Source organism: Neorhizobium sp. NPDC001467, from assembly GCF_050275975.1.
Taxonomy (GTDB): domain Bacteria; phylum Pseudomonadota; class Alphaproteobacteria; order Rhizobiales; family Rhizobiaceae; genus Neorhizobium.
In genome coordinates, this window is the sequence record NZ_JBNNPS010000008.1 from 35,785 (window position 1) to 56,314 (window position 20,530).

At 57.6% G+C, this 20,530-nt stretch carries 23 protein-coding genes; 5 read left to right on the plus strand and 18 right to left on the minus strand.

The features are described 5' to 3' along the window. Nucleotides 1–39: 39 nt before the first annotated feature. Nucleotides 40–360, plus strand: coding sequence for a thioredoxin (gene trxA / locus ACQKKX_RS15750; RefSeq protein WP_427571912.1), 321 nt, complete (start codon nt 40–42; stop codon nt 358–360). A 49-nt stretch (nt 361–409) separates the two neighbouring features. Here trxA and ACQKKX_RS15755 read toward each other — a convergent pair whose 3' ends face one another. From ACQKKX_RS15755 to ACQKKX_RS15815, 13 genes are all read right to left on the minus strand, one after another. Beyond that, nucleotides 410–1,762 carry a bifunctional folylpolyglutamate synthase/dihydrofolate synthase gene (locus ACQKKX_RS15755; RefSeq protein WP_427571914.1) on the minus strand — a complete coding sequence of 451 codons (1,353 nt, stop codon included), beginning with the start codon at nt 1,760–1,762 and terminating at the stop codon, nt 410–412. Nucleotides 1,763–1,793: 31 nt separating this feature from the next. Beyond that, nucleotides 1,794–2,678, minus strand: a complete 885-nt coding sequence (gene accD, locus ACQKKX_RS15760) for an acetyl-CoA carboxylase, carboxyltransferase subunit beta (protein ID WP_427571916.1) — start codon at nt 2,676–2,678, stop codon at nt 1,794–1,796. A 42-nt stretch (nt 2,679–2,720) separates the two neighbouring features. Next, nucleotides 2,721–3,560, minus strand: a complete 840-nt coding sequence (gene trpA, locus ACQKKX_RS15765) for a tryptophan synthase subunit alpha (protein ID WP_427571918.1) — start codon at nt 3,558–3,560, stop codon at nt 2,721–2,723. A gap of 1 nt (nt 3,561) precedes the next feature. Further along, the gene (trpB, locus tag ACQKKX_RS15770; RefSeq protein ID WP_427571920.1) at nt 3,562–4,782 is read right to left on the minus strand and encodes a tryptophan synthase subunit beta; all 1,221 of its coding nucleotides are present in this window, start codon (nt 4,780–4,782) and stop codon (nt 3,562–3,564) included. 3 nt (nt 4,783–4,785) lie between these two features. Continuing rightward, nucleotides 4,786–5,457 (minus strand): phosphoribosylanthranilate isomerase, encoded by a 672-nt coding sequence (locus ACQKKX_RS15775; RefSeq protein ID WP_427571922.1) that lies wholly within the window; start codon nt 5,455–5,457, stop codon nt 4,786–4,788. 64 nt (nt 5,458–5,521) lie between these two features. Next, nucleotides 5,522–6,283 (minus strand): M48 family metallopeptidase, encoded by a 762-nt coding sequence (locus ACQKKX_RS15780; RefSeq protein ID WP_427571924.1) that lies wholly within the window; start codon nt 6,281–6,283, stop codon nt 5,522–5,524. 77 nt (nt 6,284–6,360) lie between these two features. Next, nucleotides 6,361–6,780 (minus strand): DUF2852 domain-containing protein, encoded by a 420-nt coding sequence (locus tag ACQKKX_RS15785; RefSeq protein ID WP_427571926.1) that lies wholly within the window; start codon nt 6,778–6,780, stop codon nt 6,361–6,363. A 164-nt stretch (nt 6,781–6,944) separates the two neighbouring features. Then, entirely contained in the window at nt 6,945–8,183 is a 1,239-nt protein-coding gene (locus tag ACQKKX_RS15790) for a polyhydroxyalkanoate depolymerase (protein ID WP_427571928.1), read from the minus strand. Between the two features lie 198 nt (nt 8,184–8,381). Continuing rightward, nucleotides 8,382–10,817 carry a DNA topoisomerase (ATP-hydrolyzing) subunit B gene (gyrB, locus tag ACQKKX_RS15795; protein ID WP_427571930.1) on the minus strand — a complete coding sequence of 812 codons (2,436 nt, stop codon included), beginning with the start codon at nt 10,815–10,817 and terminating at the stop codon, nt 8,382–8,384. 136 nt (nt 10,818–10,953) lie between these two features. Continuing rightward, nucleotides 10,954–11,313: a helix-turn-helix domain-containing protein gene (locus ACQKKX_RS15800; protein ID WP_427571932.1), complete on the minus strand. Its 360-nt coding sequence runs from the start codon at nt 11,311–11,313 to the stop codon at nt 10,954–10,956. Next, nucleotides 11,310–11,873 carry a Smr/MutS family protein gene (locus tag ACQKKX_RS15805; RefSeq protein WP_427571934.1) on the minus strand — a complete coding sequence of 188 codons (564 nt, stop codon included), beginning with the start codon at nt 11,871–11,873 and terminating at the stop codon, nt 11,310–11,312. The genes ACQKKX_RS15800 and ACQKKX_RS15805 overlap by 4 nt, the downstream gene beginning before the upstream one ends. After that, entirely contained in the window at nt 11,870–12,985 is a 1,116-nt protein-coding gene (gene mltA, locus ACQKKX_RS15810) for a murein transglycosylase A (RefSeq protein WP_427571935.1), read from the minus strand. The genes ACQKKX_RS15805 and mltA overlap by 4 nt, the downstream gene beginning before the upstream one ends. Continuing rightward, a complete protein-coding gene (locus ACQKKX_RS15815) occupies nt 12,982–13,680 on the minus strand; it encodes a Tim44/TimA family putative adaptor protein (RefSeq protein ID WP_427571937.1) in 699 nt (232 codons plus the stop codon). The genes mltA and ACQKKX_RS15815 overlap by 4 nt, the downstream gene beginning before the upstream one ends. A 120-nt stretch (nt 13,681–13,800) precedes the next feature. On the opposite strand from ACQKKX_RS15815, the gene ACQKKX_RS15820 reads away from it, so the two are divergent. Both ACQKKX_RS15820 and secB read left to right on the plus strand, forming a co-directional pair. Then, the gene (locus tag ACQKKX_RS15820; protein ID WP_427571939.1) at nt 13,801–14,319 is read left to right on the plus strand and encodes an FxsA family protein; all 519 of its coding nucleotides are present in this window, start codon (nt 13,801–13,803) and stop codon (nt 14,317–14,319) included. An 85-nt stretch (nt 14,320–14,404) separates the two neighbouring features. Then, complete coding sequence (secB, locus tag ACQKKX_RS15825; RefSeq protein WP_427571940.1) at nt 14,405–14,884, plus strand: protein-export chaperone SecB; 480 nt, start codon at nt 14,405–14,407, stop codon at nt 14,882–14,884. A gap of 47 nt (nt 14,885–14,931) precedes the next feature. Here the strand turns inward: secB and dnaQ are convergent, their stop codons facing one another. The 5 genes from dnaQ to ACQKKX_RS15850 are packed head-to-tail and all read right to left on the minus strand — an operon-like array spanning nt 14,932 to nt 18,522. Beyond that, complete coding sequence (dnaQ, locus tag ACQKKX_RS15830; protein WP_427571942.1) at nt 14,932–15,633, minus strand: DNA polymerase III subunit epsilon; 702 nt, start codon at nt 15,631–15,633, stop codon at nt 14,932–14,934. Further along, nucleotides 15,626–16,234 (minus strand): dephospho-CoA kinase, encoded by a 609-nt coding sequence (gene coaE / locus ACQKKX_RS15835; RefSeq protein WP_427571944.1) that lies wholly within the window; start codon nt 16,232–16,234, stop codon nt 15,626–15,628. The genes dnaQ and coaE overlap by 8 nt, the downstream gene beginning before the upstream one ends. Then, nucleotides 16,231–17,085: a shikimate dehydrogenase gene (locus ACQKKX_RS15840; RefSeq protein WP_427572095.1), complete on the minus strand. Its 855-nt coding sequence runs from the start codon at nt 17,083–17,085 to the stop codon at nt 16,231–16,233. Before ACQKKX_RS15840 ends, coaE begins: the two co-directional genes overlap by 4 nt. Continuing rightward, complete coding sequence (locus ACQKKX_RS15845) at nt 17,078–17,671, minus strand: Maf-like protein (protein WP_427571945.1); 594 nt, start codon at nt 17,669–17,671, stop codon at nt 17,078–17,080. The genes ACQKKX_RS15840 and ACQKKX_RS15845 overlap by 8 nt, the downstream gene beginning before the upstream one ends. Before the next feature lie 29 nt (nt 17,672–17,700). Further along, complete coding sequence (locus tag ACQKKX_RS15850; RefSeq protein WP_427571946.1) at nt 17,701–18,522, minus strand: pyruvate, water dikinase regulatory protein; 822 nt, start codon at nt 18,520–18,522, stop codon at nt 17,701–17,703. A 402-nt stretch (nt 18,523–18,924) separates the two neighbouring features. Here ACQKKX_RS15850 and hemE point away from each other — a divergent pair, with 402 nt between their 5' ends. Next, the gene (gene hemE / locus ACQKKX_RS15855; RefSeq protein ID WP_427571948.1) at nt 18,925–19,959 is read left to right on the plus strand and encodes a uroporphyrinogen decarboxylase; all 1,035 of its coding nucleotides are present in this window, start codon (nt 18,925–18,927) and stop codon (nt 19,957–19,959) included. Beyond that, nucleotides 19,956–20,498 (plus strand): protoporphyrinogen oxidase HemJ, encoded by a 543-nt coding sequence (gene hemJ, locus ACQKKX_RS15860; protein WP_427571949.1) that lies wholly within the window; start codon nt 19,956–19,958, stop codon nt 20,496–20,498. Before hemE ends, hemJ begins: the two co-directional genes overlap by 4 nt. Nucleotides 20,499–20,530 lie beyond the last annotated feature (32 nt).

Genomic DNA, 20,530 nt, shown 5'->3' on the forward strand with positions numbered 1-20,530 from the left:
CGCACATTTGGCTCAACACGAATTAGAAGGAGAGCCCTTATGGCTACCGTTAAAGTCGATACATCGAATTTCCAGGCCGAGGTTCTGGACTCCACCCAACCCGTCGTGGTGGATTTTTGGGCTGAATGGTGCGGCCCATGCAAGATGATCGGCCCGAGCCTTGAGGAAATTTCGACGGAACTTGCCGGCAAGGTAAAGATCACTAAGCTGAACATCGACGAGAACCCGGAATTGGCGGCCCAGTTCGGCGTCCGCTCGATCCCGACCCTTGCGATTTTCAAGGGCGGCGAAGTGGCGGACATAAAGGTCGGCGCGGCACCGAAGACGGCGCTTTCCAGCTGGATCGCAGGCGCGGCTTGATCCGCAACTTTCCGTAGGAATGTAAAAGCCCGGCCGGTGCCGGGCTTTTTTATGTTGGCGGTGTACCATTATCTGCCAGTACCGTGCCGGCTAGATAGAGCGAGCCGCAGATGAGAATGCGCGGTGGCGGGTCTTCCGGCATCTGCCGCTCGGAGATTTCCTTCAAGGCATCGGCAACACTGAGCGACGGTTCTGCCACCAGACCCGCATCAAATGCCGAATGCGCCAGAATGACCGGATCGATCATGGCCTCCGAGCCCTTAATGGGGACGGTGAAAACATATTCGGCAATGTCGGTGAAAGCCCTGAAGTAGCCAACGGGTTCCTTGGTGTTGATCATGCCGGTGATAAGATACAGCGAACGGGCGCGGCGTTCCTCCAGGCCAGCCATCGCTTCGGCAATCGCTTCACCGGCACCCGGATTGTGTCCCCCATCAAGCCAGATCTCCGAACCGGCCGGCGCATGCTGTATCAAGCTGCCTTCTGTCAGTCGTTGAAGCCGGCCCGGCCATTCAACCGTGTTCATCGCCTCTTCCATCATCACGTCCGTGACGGAAAAACCGGCCGCCTTGACGGCACGGATGGCGGCAGCAGCATTGGAAATCTGGTGACGTCCGAGCAGCCGTGGGAGTGGCAAATCGGCAAGCCCGAACTCATCCTGGTAGATCAGCCGTCCGAACTCCTCGTGAGCGGAATAATCTTGACCGCACACTGTAACGGGGCAGGACAGGCGCTGTGCGGTGGAGACAAGGACGTCACGCGCCGCATCATGTTCCTGATGGCCGATCACTACCGGGCAGCCCTTTTTCATGATCCCAGCCTTTTCAGCGGCGATCAGCTCGACCCGGTCGCCCAGATAGGCCTGGTGATCCATCGAGATCGGCATGACGACCGAAACCGCCGGATTGGGCACGACATTGGTCGAATCGAAACGGCCGCCCATCCCGACTTCCAAAATGACGGCGTCGGCCGGGATTTCCGAGAAGATCAGAAACCCGACCGCCGTCAGGATTTCGAACACGGTGATATGCTGTCCGCCATTTGCTTCACCGACACGTCTCAAGGCATTCGCGAAAACGGCGTCATCGACCAGCCGGCCCGGACCGCCCTTGACCCCGATTCGGTAGCGCTCGTGCCAGTTGACGAGATGCGGCGACGTGTGGACGTGAACCGCGTGTCCGCCGGCTTCCAGAAGCGCGCGGCAAAAGGCCGTAACAGATCCCTTGCCGTTTGTGCCGGCGACATGGATCACCCTTGGCAATTTCAAATGAGGGTTGCCGAGCACGTCGAGGACACGCAGAACCCGCTCCAGGGACATATCGAAGCCCTTGGGGTGAAGCGTCATGAGACGCTCGATTTCCTGACCGGCTTCGCTCGGTGTCGGATCCGTCATCGCCGTCATTCCAAAAACCCTGTCTTCGTGGGTAGTCGCATCAGGCCGACTGGGCGAGAGGCGCAGGGTCCGCCAGCGGTTGCTTCATCAGAATGCGCAGGATTTGTGCTAGTGTCGCCGGAATATCATGACGCTTGACGACCATGTCGACCATGCCATGCTCCAGCAGATATTCCGCGGTCTGAAAACCCTCCGGCAGTTTTTCACGAAGGGTCTGCTCAATCACGCGCTTTCCGGCAAAACCGATTTCAGCGCCCGGTTCGGCGATGTGAACATCGCCCAGCATAGCGTAGGAAGCGGTAACGCCGCCCGTCGTCGGATTGGTCAGGACGACGATGTAGGGAAGACCAGCTTCCTTGAGCATATCGACCGCGACCGTTGTGCGGGGCAGCTGCATGAGCGACAGAATGCCTTCCTGCATGCGGGCTCCGCCGGAGGCAGGGAAGATCACGAGCGGGCAGCGCTCGGCCAGAGCGCGCTCACAGGCTTTCACGATCGCTTCGCCGGCGGCCATGCCGAGAGAGCCACCGATGAAGCTGAATTCATGCACGACGGCAACCAGCTTGACCCCCTGCACGAGTCCAAGCCCGGACAGAATCGTGTCTTCCTGTTCCGTCTTCAACCGGCTGTCCCTTAGGCGATCGGCGTATTTTTTCGAATCACGAAATTTCAATGGATCCTGCGCGACCTTGGGCTGAGGCAGGGCCTCGAAGACGCCGCCGTCGAAGAGATCGGCCAGACGCGCCTTGCCGGGCATCTTCATATGAAAACCGGAGGCAGGAATGACCCACTTGTTATCCTCAAGGTCCTTGTGGAAGACCATCTCGCCAGTCTCAGGGCATTTGATCCAGAGGTTTTCCGGAACTTCGCGTCGACCGAGCATGGAGTTGATCCGCGGCCGGACATAATTGGTGATCCAGTTCACTGGGCATTCTCCCGATTGGAAACCACTTGATATGTGGGATTGTTATTCGGCGGCAACAAGGCGCGCGGCACGAACGCCTGTGGCGAGGCCATGCACGAAAGTCGCAACTGCAGAAACGGTGTCGCCGGTCGCTGCGCCGTCCTTGGCCAGGCTACCGGCAACCTGGGCGACGATGGCCGTACCCACGACAACACCGTCGGCTGCCGCACCAATGGCCTTGGCGTGATCCGCCGTCTTGACGCCGAAACCGACGCAAACAGGCAGATCGGTATGGCTCTTGATACGATTAACGGCGCCAGAAACGAGCGACGGGTCCGGCAGCGCCGACCCGGTGATGCCGTTCATAGATACATAATAAACGAAGCCCGACGAGTTCTTCAGAACGCGCGGTAAACGCTTTTCGTCCGTCGTCGGCGTTGCGAGACGGATGAAGTTGATGCCCTTTTCCAGAGCCGGAATGCACAGTTCATCGTCCATTTCAGCCGGGAGGTCGACGACGATCAGCCCGTCGATGCCGCAGGCCAGCGCATCGTTTAGAAAGGCATCGACGCCATAGACGTAGATGGGATTGTAATAGCCCATCAAGACGATCGGGGTCTCCGTGTCGGTCTGGCGGAAAAGCTTTGCCAGTTCGAGCGTCCGGGCCAGCGTCTGACCGCCTTTCAAGGCGCGCTGTCCCGCCAGCTGGATGGCCGGACCATCGGCCATGGGATCGGAGAACGGCATGCCGAGTTCGATCACGTCGGCGCCAGCACCGGGAAGTGCCTTCATGATCGCGAGCGAGGTTTCGAAATCCGGGTCGCCGCCCATGAAATAGGTGATGAGGGCCGGCCGGCCCTCGGCCCTCAGAGCAGCGAAGCGATTGTCCATACGAGCGGTCATGTCAGACCTCCATTCCAAGAATCTTGGCAACGGTGAAGATATCCTTGTCGCCGCGACCGGAGAGGTTCATCAGGATGATCTCGTCCTTGCCCATCGTTGGCGCGCGCTTGATCACTTCCGCCAGTGCGTGGCTCGGTTCGAGCGCGGGGATGATGCCTTCGAGACGGGTCAGGGTCTGGAAGGCTTCGAGCGCTTCGTGGTCCATGATCGGCACATACTCGGCGCGGCCGGTATCGGCCAGCCAGCTGTGCTCGGGGCCGATGCCCGGATAATCGAGACCGGCCGAAACCGAGTGACCTTCCTTGATCTGTCCATCGCCATCCTGCAGCAGGTAGGTGCGGTTACCATGGAGCACGCCAGGTGAGCCCGCTGTGATCGACGCACAATGTTCCTCACCCTGCAGACCCTTGCCACCGGCCTCGACCCCAACAATCTTGACGCTCGGGTCATCGAGGAAAGGATGAAAGATGCCGATTGCGTTCGATCCGCCTCCGACCGCAGCAACCACGAGATCCGGCAGACGACCTTCGGCCTCCAGGATCTGCTGGCGCGCCTCCGTGCCGATGACAGACTGAAAGTCGCGAACCATTTCCGGATAGGGATGCGGGCCGGCAGCGGTGCCAATCAGGTAATAGGTATCGTCGACATTGGTGACCCAATCGCGCAATGCTTCGTTCATGGCATCCTTGAGCGTGCCATTTCCGGCCGTGACCGGCACGACTTCGGCGCCCAGAAGACGCATTCGAAAGACGTTCGGAGCTTGCCGTTCGACATCCGTCGCGCCCATATAGACAACGCAGGGGAAGCCAAAGCGGGCTGCGACGGTGGCGGAGGCCACGCCATGCTGGCCGGCACCGGTCTCGGCAATGATGCGGGTCTTGCCCATGCGCTTGGCAAGCAGGATTTGACCGATGCAGTTGTTGATCTTGTGCGAACCGGTGTGGTTCAGCTCTTCGCGCTTGAAGTAGATTTTCGCGCCACCGAGTTCCTGCGTCAGACGCTCGGCAAAATAGAGCGGGCTCGGGCGGCCGATATAATGGGCGCCGAGCGACGCGAGCTCTGCCTGGAATTCCGGATCGGTCTTGGCTTTGGTCCACTCGTCCTGGAGATCGAGGATGAGAGGCATGAGCGTTTCGGCAACGAAGCGCCCGCCATAGATACCGAAACGCCCGTCTTCGTCCGGACCGGACCGGAATGAATTTGGTGTCGCCGCCTGGTTCACAATCTACTCCTCGCGATCCGCTCTATCGACGGAACGCGCCTTTGCAATCGCATCGAAAAACGCATCCATCATCTGAAGGTCCTTGACCCCCGGTGCGCTTTCCACCCCGGAAGAAATATCGATGCCGCCAGCTGCCGTCTCGGACAGCGCAAGGCCGACATTATCCTTGTTCAATCCACCGGAAAGCATGTAATCGAGGCGATCGTCAAGCGCACCAAGAAGTTTCCAATCGAAGGACACGCCATTGCCGCCCGGCAGCTCGGACCCCAATGGCGCCTTGGCATCGAGCAGAACGCGGTCGGCGAGACCCTCATAGGCCTCGAGTTTGCGCAGATCCTCTGCTGTGCGAACCGAAAATGCCTTCATGACCGGAAGGCCGAAGAACGCCTTTATATCGAGAACACGCTCGGGACTTTCGTGACCGTGAAGCTGCAGAATGTCCGGCTTTACGAACGCGACGATCTCTTCGAGCATCTCGTTATCGGCATCGACAGTCACCGCGACAATCTTCACCTTGCCGCGAAAACCGTCAGCCAGAAGACCTGCCTCCATCGGCTCAATGTGCCGCGGACTCTTGTCGAAGAATATGAAGCCGATATGGGTCGCTCCGCGCTCGACTGCGCGATCGACCGCATCCGGTGTCTTCAGGCCGCATATCTTAATATCGGGAACCATTGCCGCGAATTGCCACGAAAAGCGGGGCAAGTCGAGCCAAATCGACGTGCCAGCTTTGTAGCTTTCAGCTAAAATCGATCGCATGCAACTGCGAGCCATGCTGTTTCAGCCACTTGCGGGCATTCTCGGTGGCGGGGCAGAGGCTGCGGCACAGAGCCCAGAATTTCGGGCCATGGTTCATCTCCTTGAGATGCGCAACTTCGTGGGCCGCGAGATAATCGATAACCTCGGGCGGCGCCATGACGATGCGCCATGAAAAACTGAGATTGCCTTCCCACGAGCACGACCCCCAGCGGCTGCGCGTATCTTTCATGGTGACGGAGCGAACGGGCCTGCCGATCGTCGCGGCGTGGCGGGCGACCAGCGGCTCAAGATCCAGGCGCGCCTGCTTCTTGAGAAAAGCAGCAATCCGGCGGCCTAGATGATCTTCAAGCCCGCCGACCCGAAGCACCGGTTCGCCATCAACCATAACTGCTTCGGTCAAACCTCGGAGCATTCCCGTATGGGCGATCTGGTACGGAACGCCTCGAAGCGAAACAAACCCGCCATGATGCAAATGGCCCGAGGCGGGAAATTTCGCCATCTTGGTCATGAGCCAGCCCTGATGGCGGATCAGAAAATCATCTATTTCCGTCCGTTTCAGCCCGGTTGGTACCGTTAGCCTCAGAGCGCGACCTCCGGGTTCGATACGCAAGGTGATACGGCTGGCGCGACTGTTTTCGCGGACGGTCAGCGGCAGGACGCGATCGCCGATCGTCAGGTTTCGTTCTGTCGATCGCAACGCTTCCGGTGCTGTTGGCAAAGGTTTTTTGAGAGCGGGAAACATGCTGTCGTCTTAGCACAGCGGATGCAAGCCCGCCCGAGAAAAAACCGGCGCCATGAGAGCGCCGGTCTCCTGCTTGCTCAGTCAGTTGTCGACGCGCGGCCGCCTGTTCCTGCACCGCGTTCGCGCATGAAACGCTCAAACTCTTCCCGGTCCCTGGCGCAACGTAGCTCGCGCATATACTCATCGAACTCGGACCGCATCTCGTCGAGCTTGCGGCGCTGTTCCTCAATCCTGTCGAGCTCTTCACGCCGCCATTCGTCGAACGCAACGTTGCCGGTCGCGAAATGCTGGTCGTAACATCCCCGCGCGCGACGGAAACCTGCACGCACGGCTTCTGCTTTTTCGTCGGCAGAGCGTTTGAAGTAACCAAATTTTTCGCCGAATAGAATATAGGCGAGAACGGCAAGGCCCAGTGGCCAGAAAACGAAAAAACCGACAACCATCAACGCGACGGTAGCCGGCGTCCAGTCCGGACGGATCAGTGCTGACTGCGTCATTTGTCTATGCTCCCTTCGGATACGGCCGACGAGATATCGGCGTGGATTCGATTTGGGAAATGTCGGTCAGCCCTTCAAGACAACGGGGGGCTCAATCGCTGAAGCGTTTGAAAAGACCTGCGCATTTCAGCGGACGTGGAGAAGAGCACGTCTTAACGCTGTTCCTATTTCTGTGCGTTTGAATGCTTGCGGGCAAAGGCAATGATGCGCGGAGCAATGTCCTGCCGGAACCGTGAACCGTTGAAGACACCGTAATGCCCGACGTCCGGCTGGACATAATGCAGTCGCTTGCCGTTCGGAATATTGGGGCACAAGTGATGGCTCGCCTCCGTCTGGCCTAGACCGGAAATATCGTCGTTCCCGCCCTCGACCGTCATCAGGGCCACATCCCGGATCGCCGTCGTATCAACAGGCATGCCGCGATGCATCATTTCCCCTTTCGGCAGCGCATGGCGAATGAAGACCGTATCGACCGTCTGCAGATAGAATTCCGCCGTCAGATCCATGACAGCGAGATATTCGTCGTAGAACTCCCGATGCCTCTCGGCCGACTCGCCGTCATTCTCGACCAATTGATCAAAGAATTCCCTATGCGCGGTAAGATGGCGGTCAAGGTTCATCGACATAAAGCCCGACAGTTGCAGGAAGCCCGGATAAACCGGCCGCATGTAGCCCGGATGCGGCCACGGGACGCTCATGACGACATTGTCCTTGAACCAGGAAAGCGGCCGGTCCTGCGCCATTGCATTCACAGCGGTCGGATTGATACGGGTATCGATCGGTCCACCCATCAAGGTCATAGACGCCGGCGACAATGGATCTCTTGCGGCTTCCATTATCGCAACGGCCGCAAGGACGGGAACAGAGGGCTGACACACGGCGACGACATGCGTTTGGGAGCCAAGCGCATGAAGCATCGCGATCACGTAATCGATGTAATCATCGAGATCGAAAGCGCCTTCCGTCACGGGCACAATACGGGCATCTGTCCAATCGGTAATGTAAAGGTCGGCATGGGGCAACAAAGCTTCCACCGTACCTCGCAACAAGGTTGCATAATGACCGGACATGGGAGCAACAAGAAGGATCCTGGGATGGTCCATGCTTGCTTCTTCGCCTTGCCGGACAAAACGCACGACATTGCAGAAGGGCCTAGACCAAACGACATCTTCGGTAACGGCTACCGGGTTCCCGTTTATGATCGTCTCGTTCAAACCGAATTCGGGTTTGGCGTAGCGACGGGTGGCGCGCTCGAACACCTCCAGACCGGCAGCGAGCGTCTTTCCAAATACCGTCTGCGACATCGGGTTCTGCGGATCTCCGTAAAACCGTCGCACAGCTTCGGTACTTGCCCTGAGCGGCGCCAAAGCAGCGTGATTTAATTCATAGAGATGGTAGAACATCCACTATCGCCCTTCGAGAACGTGGACCTGAGCTGCTTATCGCGAACTGCCCTTTAAACGTTCTTTACCGAACCCCGCGTTGCCGCCTCAGGACTTCACTCCGTTTCACGTTTGGAAGTTTCAGTTTGCCGGTTAACAAAATGTTTCACGTGAATCACCCACAGGAAAGATTCACGTGAAACACGCATTTTTAACCCTTTAAATGTCGAGGTTCGCGACGCTGAGGGCATTGTCCTGAATGAACTCGCGCCGCGGCTCGACTTCATCGCCCATCAGCCGTGAGAACAGGCTGTCGGCATCTGTCGCATCATTGACCTTGACCTGAAGCAAGGATCGAACGTTCGGATCAAGCGTCGTTTCCCAAAGCTGTTCAGCATTCATTTCTCCCAAGCCTTTATACCGCTGCATGGAGAGGCCGCGGCGGCCGGATGCAAAGATTGCATCCAGCAAGGCACGAGGGCCGGAGATACCAATGGTCCCATCCTTCCGGGAAAGAACTGGTGGCGCCTCATAGATATCGTGAAGCCGAGGCTTCAGCTGATCGATATGACGGGCATCGGCCGAGCCAATCAGCGCATTGTCGAGAACGGAAATTTCCTTCACCCCACGGACCATCCGCTCGAACCTTAGACCGCCCTCGTTCGTAACATGACCGGTCCAACCGCGCTCCGTCTCCTCGGCAATCACATCCAAGCGCCGCGCGATCTCGTCTGCCGTCTGCTGCGCACGTTCCCGGTTGTCCGTCAGGTCCGGATTGAGAGCGCCGGCAATTGCAGCCTGCTCGACCAGCGATCGATTGTAACGGGAATGAAGCCCGTCGATCAGCGTACGCAGGCGCAATGCATCCTGAATGACCTCGCGCAGATCGGCGCCCGCGCGTACCTCGCCTGATTCCAGGGTCAAGGTCGCTTCTTCGAGACCCATGCTGATAAGGTACTCTTCAAGCGCCTTCTCATCCTTCAGGTACTGAACCGACTTGCCGCGGCTGACTTTATAAAGTGGCGGCTGAGCGATATAGATATGACCGCGCTCGATCAGTTCCGGCATCTGACGGAAGAAAAAGGTGAGAAGCAGAGTGCGGATATGGGCGCCGTCGACGTCGGCGTCCGTCATGATGATGATCTTGTGATAACGCAGCTTGTCAGCGTTGAACTCGTCCTTGCCTATCGAAGTTCCGAGCGCGGTAATCAGCGTGCCAATTTCCTGGCTCGACAGCATCTTGTCGAACCGAGCACGCTCCACGTTCAGAATTTTTCCGCGTAGCGGCAGGATGGCCTGATTTTCACGCGAACGACCCTGCTTGGCAGAGCCACCAGCGGAATCGCCCTCAACCAGAAAAACCTCGGATTTTGACGGGTCCCGCTCAGAGCAATCCGCCAATTTGCCTGGCAGCGATGCGATATCCAGCGCGCCCTTGCGGCGGGTCAATTCTCGCGCCTTGCGCGCCGCTTCGCGGGCGACGGCGGCCTCAACGACCTTGCCGACCAGAACCTTGGCTTCTGCGGGATGTTCCTCGAACCAGGTGCTAAGCGCTTCGTTGACGAGGCTTTCCACCACTGGCCTGACTTCCGAGGACACAAGCTTGTCTTTGGTCTGCGATGAGAACTTCGGGTCCGGGACCTTGACCGAAAGCACGGCCGTCAAACCCTCCCGGCAGTCTTCGCCCTGGAGCGAAACCTTCTCCTTCTTGGTGATCCCTGACGTATCGGCATAAGATGTGACCTGACGGGTCAGGGCGGCGCGGAAACCGGCCATATGCGTTCCGCCGTCACGCTGCGGAATGTTGTTGGTAAAACACAGGACATTCTCGTGATAGCTGTCATTCCACCACATCGCGACTTCGACGGTAATGCCGTCCTTCTCGCCTTTGATCGCGACTGGCTTGTCGACCAGCGGCTTCTTGACGCGATCGAGATACTGAACGAAGGCTTCGAGACCACCGTCATAGATCATCTCTTCTTCGCGAATATCGGATTTGCGCTTGTCCGTTAGCCGGATTCTGACACCAGAGTTGAGGAAAGCGAGTTCGCGCAACCGGTGTTCGAGCGTGTTGTAGTCGAACTCCGTCATTGTGAACGTTTGCGGGCTTGCCAGGAAGGTGACTTCCGTTCCCGACCGACCTTCGTAATCGCCAATCACCTTCAACGGTGCGTCCGCAACCCCGTGCGTGAAACCAATCTCATGGATTTTACCATTGCGCCGAATTCTCAGCTTCAGCCAGACCGACAACGCGTTCACAACCGAAACGCCGACGCCGTGAAGACCGCCGGATACCTTGTAGGAATTCTGGTCGAACTTACCGCCGGCATGCAGCTGGGTCATGATAACCTCTGCCGCCGAAACACCTTCCTCGCGGTGGATGTCGGTGGGAATGCCGCGCCCATTATCGGTCACACTGACGGAACCGTCGGCATTGAGCGTTACCGTGACGATATCGGCATGACCGGCAAGTGCTTCATCGATCGCATTGTCGACGACTTCGTAGACCATGTGATGTAGGCCGGACCCGTCGTCGGTATCGCCGATATACATGCCCGGGCGCTTGCGGACCGCATCGAGGCCTTTCAAAACCTTGATCGAGTCCGCGCCGTATTCAGAAGTCGCGCCGCTGTCGTTGACGGGTGTTCCGCTCATCAATGATCTTTCCAATTAATGTGGTGCGGCGATCTGGCGAATCACCGTATTTCGTGCCACCGAATATAAGAAATCCGGGCGGATATCCAAAGCGCAGAGGCAGCTCCGGCGCAATAAACCCGGGATTATGCGGCCGCTAGCCAGAAGCACCGCCAAGAACCTTCGCCATCTGATCTAGCACATCCGGTGATAAAGAGCGAATCTCCTTCGCCAACCGATTGGCGAAAGCGGTATATTGCGGCGGCAGGTCACGGGTATCGAGCACCACCCGCGGATCCGACGCTTCCGCCAGCATGAAAAGCTCTTCGGCTTCGTCCCAGATGATGTTGAAGTATCCGGCAACGCGCTGAAGGAAATCAAAACTTGGTTTGCCGCGGTGACCATGTTCCAGCGCCGAGAGATAGGCCGCCGATACGCCGATGGCGGCAGCCATATCGGCCTGTTTCACCCCCTTGCGCTGTCGCAACTCGCGCAGCGCGTGACCGAAAGGTGTCATGCGCCGCTCCCGCGATGGCGGCTAAGACGAACATACAGGGCGCCCTCACCGCCATGCTGGCGGGCCGCCGTCTCATAGGATGAGATGAGGAAACGAAATTCCGGTTTGGCGAACCACAGCGGGACAGCGCGTTTCAGCGCCCCTTCGCTTCCCAATGAACTGCCCTTGCCGGTGATGATGAGGACATGCCGTAAGCCTCGCTCATGCGCTCTCGACAGGAAATCGAGGAGGATGCCATGCGCCTCGCTCTGCACCAGTCCGTGCAGGTCGATCCTCGCTTCCAGCAACAGATGCCCGCGCGCCAGTTTGCGCTTGACCGGCTTTTCCAGAGGATGATGCATCTTGCGTTCGAGCGGAACGGGTTTCGGCTGTAAGCTGGATGAAAGGACGGGGCTCTTTGGCGCTAAGCCTGCTTTGCCGGAGTGTGTGCTGGGACTCTCGTCCTCAAAAAGCGTTTCGAACGCCAGAAGACTTTCCATACGTCCCGGCATGGCCCTCGCAGAGCGGGCGACCTTCCCCCACAGAATGCGGTCTTCGCTGCTCAGCTTGCGGCCGCTCATCCGGAAAACCTCACTGACGCAGCTTTCGGAATAAGAATGAAAAAGTCAGCGGCGTTTCTGATCGTCCCGGCTTGCTCACCGGCATCGAAACCCGAGCCCGTAAAAATATCGCCCCGCGCTGGGCCGACGATTGCCGAACCCGTATCGAGCGCCAGCAGGGTGCGGGAAAACGGCTTTCCGGCATCAAGGTGGGTCAAGGTCGGGGAATGGATGAAAAAGGGAAAGCCGAAGGTATGGATCAGCCTATCCACCGCCAGCGAACGGCCCGCAACAAGCGGCACTTTGGCCGCCGCGATCGGTCCCGTCTGCGGGTCGCCTCCGGGCGTTTCCCGGAAGAAGATGTATGATCGATTATGCCACAGAACCTCCTCAACCTTAGCCGGATTCTCCAATAGCCAGGCCCGGATACTCTGCATTGAAACGGACGCCGCTTCGATGTCCCCCCGGTCGATTAGAATTCGTCCTATTGCGGTAAACGGATGCCCCGCCTTCGCGGCATAGGTGATCCGCTGGGTCCGGCCATCGCCGTATCGCAACCGGGCAGCGCCTTGGATATGGGCGAAGAACACATCGACCCTGGATTTCGCCCAAGCAATTTCCAAACCTTTTCCGTTGAGGTAGCCGCGATCAATCTCCCCCCGATCCGGATAGAAGTCGATCGTGTCATTGCGAAATCTGGCGAACGCATAGGAATTATCGATGTGAGGCGGTCTGTTACCGTCGTTCAGGTCGATCAGATCAGACGGGCGCCGGTAGAAAGGGTAAAGGTAGGTTCCGTCAGGGTGGTCCGACACGTCGATTTCCGGTTCGAAAAAGCCGGTGACAAATCCGCGCTCCCCGTCCCGTCTGCTGAGCCTGAAAGGTACACATTCATCCTCAAAGAAGCGGCGCGATGCTTCAGGTCCAGAAACCGAGAACCCCGCTGCTGCCTTCAACAGAGGCCGCAGATCATCGGAGGTCAGCCCCAACGAACCGGTTCGATAGGGTTTGACGGTTTCGACATACGACAGACAGTTCTGCAAGGCGGCAAAAAGAGCAGACGGGTCATCTTCCTCCCAGCCGACGAGGTCCGAATAGGCTGCAGGCGTGACGTCGTAGTCGGTCGTGCTCATTGTTCGGATTCGGTGGCGATCAGCTTCCAGTTCGGATCGCGCGAGCGAACATCGCGCGCGAAGGTCCAGATGTCTGTCACTTCGGCAACGGTATCGGCCTCGCCATCGATGACGGTCCCGGCTTTGTCATATGTCGCCGATATCAGATGGCTGACGATGCGAACGGTAATCTGGGCCTCGGAATTCTTGAGAGCGACGCCGACGATCTCGGCCTTGTCAATTCCAACGAAGCTCGACTTCACCGTTTCGCCTCGGGCCTCCCGATCGGAAATTGCGGCATCGAAACCTTCGTAGACTTCCTTCGACAGCAACCCCTTCAAGGTCTTGCGATCGCCATCGGCAAAGGCCATGACGATCATTTCATAGGCCATGCCCGCGCCCTTGATGAATTCCTTCGGCTTGAAGGCCTGATCTGTTTGGATCAGATCGCGAAGGGCCGCGTTGAGGTCCGTTCCCGGTTTCGCGACCGCATCGACATCGGCCCAGCGCTGATCCTCGTCCATCTGATCACGCTTTGGGAGGGTCACGACCCTGTCATCCTCAGCAGCCACGGGTTTCGCCGCCTCTCGTGCCGAAAAGGGATCGACGGGAGGCTTCTCATGCCCCGTTCTACGGCCCAGAACGCTGCGCAGCTGCAGGAAAATCAGCACCGCGGCCACCAGAAAAAACAGTGTAATAAAATCGTTCGCGCCCATCTTCACCCGCAGTGATTATTTAATTTATCCGCTGGCTTTCACATATAGTCTGCAACCGTCGATCATTCAAATGCCGAAGCCTGCAATAGGCTTCGGCCCAACCACAGGACTTCAGGCGCAATGCCCATCATTCTTCTGCCCATCATCTTTCTCGGCCTACCGTTGATCGAAATTGCCGGTTTCGTGCTGGTGGGCAAGACGATCGGTCTTTGGTGGACGCTTGCCCTTGTTATACTAACGTCGCTCGCAGGCATCGTACTCCTACGCAATCAGGGGCTCAGCATGCTGCGGAACGCTACTCGCGAAAGCCAGGAGGGCAGGCTCCCGGGCAAATCGCTTGTCAGTGGCGCGATGGTTGTGATCGCCGGCGTGCTTCTCATCCTGCCAGGCTTTTTTACCGATATCATCGGCCTCCTCCTTTTTATTCCCGCTGTGCGCCATCTTCTCTGGTCGCTCATAGGCAAACGGGTTGTCGTGATGCGGACCGCGCGCGGAACATCCGCAACATACCGATCCGAGAATCCTCAGCATACGAAACACGCCAGCGAACCAACCGTGCTCGATCTGGATGAACGGGATTTCCACCGCGCGCCCAACACGTCATCGCCTTGGTCGGACCCTGATAACCGTAAGGACTGACCTGGTAGCCTTCCTGGTCCGTAGGGTTGTAAGCGCGAAACTGAAATGTTAGACGGCCTGAAAGTCCAAAGCCGCGAGGAATTCAATGGCAAACGAAACAGAGACCCAGGCTTCCAATCCGTCGCTCAGTATCCTTGCGCAATACACGAAGGACCTGTCGTTCGAAAATCCGGGCGCACCCCGTTCGCTGCAGGCTCGCGATACCGCCCCGGCGATCAACATCAATGTAAATGTGAACGCCAATCCGCTGTCTGATTCCGATTTCGATGTCGTCCTGACGTTGAACGCTCAGGCGATGGACGGTGACAAGGTCGTGTTCGCGGCGGAACTGGTTTACGGCGGCGTTTTCCGCGTCACCGGCTTCCCTCAGGAGCACATGCTGCCGGTTCTCTTCATCGAGTGCCCGCGTCTGCTGTTCCCGTTTGCGCGTCAGATCATTGCGGACGTGACGCGCAATGGCGGTTTCCCGCCCCTGATGATCGACCCGATCGATTTCGCACAGATGTTCACACAGCGCATTGCGGAAGAGCAGACCCGCGCCAAGGTCCAGCCGCTCGACAGCTGATACAAGCAGTCTTACAGACAAAAAGCCCGGCTCCGACCGGGCTTTTCTTATTGGTATCGGTTCCAGATTGCCTTTTCGCCCATGGCGGCCACCAGCTTTCGATGATCCTCCATGTCCTGCGATGACAGTCGGGACGGTAGCGGCCCGGGACGTGGCGGGATCACCACGACAATATCGTCATCGAAATCATCGATCACCTTGATCGTCTCGCTGACATTCACGAGGCCCAGGGCAGTTTGGCGCCCCCCGATCATCTCGATGTAGACTTCAGCGAGAAGTTCGGAGTCCAGCAAGGCGCCGTGCTTCGTGCGGTGAGAATTGTCTATGCCATATCGACGGCAGAGCGCATCGAGCGAGTTCGGCCCCATCGGATGTTTCCGCCGCGCCATAGCGAGCGTATCGATAATCTGCTCGCTCGGGACCGGTGCAACGCCTAACCGTTCAAACTCGGCATTGATGAAGCCGATATCGAAATTCGCGTTGTGGGCGATCCACTTCGCATCGTGAAAGAATTCCTGAAGCTCCCCGATGATCTCGGCGAACGTGGGCTTGTCCTTCAGGAATTCGTCCGTCAGGCCGTGAACGGCCAAGGCATCGGGATGAACCTTGCGATCGCCAGGAGAAATATATTTGTGAAAGGTTCGGCCAGTGGGAAAGTGATCGATCAGCTCGATGCCACCGATTTCGATGATGCGGTCCGCCTTGGATTCCAGACCCGTCGTTTCTGTATCGAAAATGATCTCACGCATCGTTTTTCTCACTCATTCGTCCGGCTTTGAGGGCCCGAACAATATCTCTTACCCGGGACGCGGCGGTGTCCAGGCCCTGCCCGGTGTCGATCAGAAAGTCTGCCTTGGCGCGCTTTGCCTCGTCGGGCGTCTGGCGTGCCATGATAAGTCGGAATTTCTCTTCTGTCATATTGGGCCGGGCGAGAACACGTTGACGCTGAATGTCAGCGTCGCAGGTCACGACGACGATACTGTCGAAATCTTCAATGCGTCCCCTCTCGAACAGGAGAGGGATATCGAGAAGGACAATGTCGGTCCCCTGCAATTGGTGTCGCTTGAGAAATTGTTTCTCTTTGTCACGTACCAGAGGGTGTACGATGGCTTCGAGCCGCTGAAGCGCCTCCGGTGTCGTCTTTAATTGCCCCGCCAATTGTTGTCGATCGACAACGCCGTCCCTGATAACGCCTGGGAACGCCTTGCCGACGGCTGCCACAGCATCGCCCCGATAGAGCTCATGGACCGCGGCATCCGCATCGTAAACCGGGATTCCCTCTTTTGCGAACAGGGCTGCGGTGGTCGATTTCCCCATGCCTATCGAGCCCGTGAGACCGACGATGATCATCCGTGGTGTTCCATGGAGTCCATGACGCGCTGGCGCAGGGTCTGATCGACGATCGGACGATGGCCGAACCATTTTTCGAAACCCGGAACGGCCTGGTGGAGAAGCATGCCCAGACCATCAGCAATGGCGAAACCCTGCGCTTCGGCTTGCGCCAAAAAACTCGTCTTGAGAGGCGTATACACGATGTCAGTGACCAGCGCTTTTTCGGCAAGCGGACTGAAATCGATGGCCATTGCTTCCGATCCATCCATTCCGAGCGAGGTGGTGTTGACGAACAGGCCAGCGCCTTTCAGTACCTCACTCAAAGCAGGTAAAGGCTGCGCATGAATGTTCGCACCAAAGCGATCTGCCAGTTGTCTGGCCCGATCAACTGTTCGATTGACGACATGGATTTCCTTGATCCCGCGATTGCGCAACGACTGGATGACCGAACGGCTAGCACCGCCAGCGCCCAGCACAACGGCACTTGTTACCTTGTCCCAACCAGGCAATTCCGAATCCAGATTGGCCGCAAAGCCGTGCGCGTCGGTATTGGTCGCGTGGATAAGCCCGTCTTCCAGCCATAACGTGTTGGCGGCGCCGAGTTCCTTGGCAAGATCGTCGGGCCTGTCGGCCAGCCGGTAGGCTTCCTCCTTGTGGGGAATGGTAAAATTGCCGCCTCGCCACGCCTGCCCTTTTCGAAGCTCGGCAATGAATTGGGGCAACTGATCTGGACTGACCTCCAGCGCTTCGTAATGGCTTCGTATGTTGAACTGACTGAGCCAGTAATTGTGAATGATGGGAGAGCGGGAATGGCGGATCGGAAATCCGGCGACGAATGCACCCGGCAGGGTTTCACGTGAATCAACCAAGGATAGCCCCCAGTTCACGCAGCTTTTCCAAAAGCGCCAGCATTGGCAGCCCGACAATCGTGAAATAGTCTCCGTCGATCTTCGAGAACAACTGGATACCCTCGCCTTCCAGTTGGTACGAACCGACACTCTTCAACACATCGGGCCCGACGCGGCTGGTATAATGATCGATGAACGCCGAAGAGAGCGGCCGCATCGTCAATTCCGCATGCCCGACGAATTCCCATAAAATTTCTCCGTCGCGAACGATAACAACGGCACTGTTCAGGCGATGCGACTTCCCCGACAGGGAGCGAAGATTGTCCTTCACTTCCTCGTGGCTTGAAGCCTTGTGATAGATGCGCGAACCGAGAGACATGGTCTGATCGGACCCGATCACAAGACTGCCCGGGCGCGACAGCGCAACATTCTGCGCCTTCGACGCAGCTAGAACCGTTGCCAACCGTTCGGGGCTTGCCCCATGAAGGGTCGATTCTATCTCCCGCTCGTCAATGTCGGCTGCTTGATGATCGAAACTCAGGCCGGCATTGGTCATCAGCGCGCGTCGAAACGGACTGGAAGAGGCCAAGACAAGGGAAGCGGTCACGGTATATCCTGCTCAATATGCAGTTCGGCTTAGCGTAGCCTCGATCTTAGTGCAATGATAGCCGCAGCCGTCTCTTCTATGGAACGACGCGTCACATCGATGATTGGCCAGTTGTGACGGGCACAAAGCGCCCGCGCATATTTGAGTTCTTCGTTGATCGCGGCTCTGTCGATGTAATGCCCGTGATCGTAGGACCCTGAGTTCCCCAGTTCACGATTTTCGCGCACCTGGGAGATACGGTCGGTTGTTGCAACGAGCCCGACAATGATCGGACGGGTAGCCCGCAGTAGCGCCGGCGGCAATTCCACGCCCGGAACAAGCGGAATATTGGCTGCCTTGATGCCTCGATTGGCCAGATAGATGCTTGTCGGCGTTTTCGATGTTCGGCTGATCCCAACGATGACGACGTCGGCACCATCGTAATCGCCGGGCAGTTGGCCATCGTCATGGTCCATGGCAAAATTCAACGCCTCGATCCGCGCAAAATATTCGGCATTGAGGACGTGTTGCGCGCCTACCCGTCGATGTGAGGGTGCGCCTAGAAAACTTTGGAATACCGCCATGACCGGCTCGAGCAGATTGATCGTCGGGACACTCATCTCCCGGCAACGGGTTTCAATCAGCGCTGCCAGCTCTGCATCCATGACCGTGTAGATGACAATACCCGGAGTTTCGTCGATTTCTTCGAGAACCGGAAAGAGCTGTCTCGGGTTACGGATCAGTGGATAGACATGTTCAACCGGCACGGCATTGGTGAATTGTACCGCGGCCGCTCGACCTGCGGAAACCAGTGTATCGCCCGTTGAGTCAGAAATGAGATGCAGATGGAAGAAGTTTTTCCGGTTCTCCACGCTAAACAGGCTCCCCTGTTGATAGTTCGGGAGACATAACGCGCTGCGTGTGACCAGGCGCCTCTCGCTTGGAAAAGTTCGAACTTATCCACATCGGACGGTCGCACGAAAAGCTTTCCGAGGCCGATTTGGGCATAATGGATAGATCCTCTCTGTTCTTTCGATCTTCACAGCTTATCCACAGTTAACCGATGATCGCGGATTTCCATAATCATTTGGAATTCAATGATATTTACGGGATCGATCTCTGAAAACACAGGTTATGTCCCGTTCGCTTCATGATGACCGCACGGACGGAAGCTCAGTGGAAAAAATCGGTAAAGCCATTAGTCCTTGCTACTCACAGACTCTAAGAAATAGAAGAATCCTTTATATAGGATATTTAGTTTTAGGAGAGCCGGTGTGAGCGATGTGCGCCGAACAGTTTTGGATGTGCTCGACGGGAAGACCGTCTCCCCTCCTCCCGTCTGGCTGATGAGACAGGCTGGACGCTATCTGCCTGAATATAGAGCGACCCGTGCACAGGCGGGAAGCTTTCTGGATCTCTGCTACAATCCAGAGCTTGCAACGGAAGTGACGTTGCAGCCGATCCGGCGGTACGGTTTCGACGCTTCCATTCTGTTCTCTGATATCCTTGTCATCCCGGACGCGCTGAAGAGGAACGTCCGGTTTCTGGAAGGTGTCGGTCCTCAGATGGACCCGATCGACTCGGACGGGATCGACAGGTTGGATGCAGCGCCTGCTATGACCCATCTGGCACCGGTTTTTGAAACAGTAAGACGTCTGCGCGCCGCGCTGCCTGCTCAGACAACGCTTCTCGGTTTCTGCGGAGCCCCGTGGACGGTTGCTACTTATATGATTGCCGGAAAGGGCACGCCCGATCAGGCGCCCGCCCGTCTCTTCGCCTACCGGCATCCGCAGGCCTTTGCTTCCCTGCTGACGCAGCTTGCGGATATTTCCGTCGACTATCTGGTGGGCCAGATCGATGCCGGTGCCGACGCCGTACAGATCTTCGATTCCTGGGCAGGCGTTCTGGGCGAGGAGGAGTTTGCCGCTTTCGCGATTGCGCCAGTGGCACGCATCATTGCCGGGGTTCGCGCACGTCGACCCAATGCGAAGATCATCGCCTTTGCCAAGGGAGCGGGCTACAATCTGAAAACTTACAGGCAGAAAACCGGTGCCGATGCGATCGGCTTGGACTGGTCAGTACCGCTTGCCTTTGCCGCCGAGCTGCAGAAGGATGGTCCGGTACAGGGAAATCTCGATCCGATGCGTGTCGTTGCCGGGGGACAGGCATTGACCGATGGCGTTGACCGCATTCTTCAGATCCTGGGAAATGGTCCGCTGATCTTTAATCTGGGTCACGGCATCACGCCTGACGCCAACCCGGATCATGTCACGACCCTGGTAGACCGTATCCGAGGCCGGGGCCGATGACAGACGAACGGCAAACGGATGAAAAGCCCGGCCGGCGTGCCAGGCGACGGGCCCTAACGGCATTGAGCGTATTTGTCATTTTGCTTGCCGGGGTCTTTTCATGGCGGCCGGATGATCTCTATCTATGGATCAAGGCGCTGCATGTGATTGCCGTCATATCCTGGATGGCTGGTTTGCTTTATCTGCCCCGTCTCTTCATCTACCACACGGACGCGCCGATCGGTTCGGAGCAGTCACAGACGTTCAAGATGATGGAGCAGCGCCTCTACAAGGTGATCATGAACCCGGCCATGATGCTTACGTGGGGCTTGGGTCTCTATCTCGCGTGGACGGTTTACGGGTTCCAGGGTGGATGGCTGCATGCAAAGATCGCCATGGTGTTTTTTCTGACCGTTGTGCATGTCATGTTCGGACGGAGCATGCGGCGATTTGCAGAGGACGGTCCGCGGAAAACGGCGCGGTACTGGCGGCTGGTCAACGAAATACCAACTGTTTTGATGATTGCGATCGTCATTCTCGTCGTGGTGAAACCGTTCTGACGGATTACTAATGAGAAATGCGGTTCGGCCCC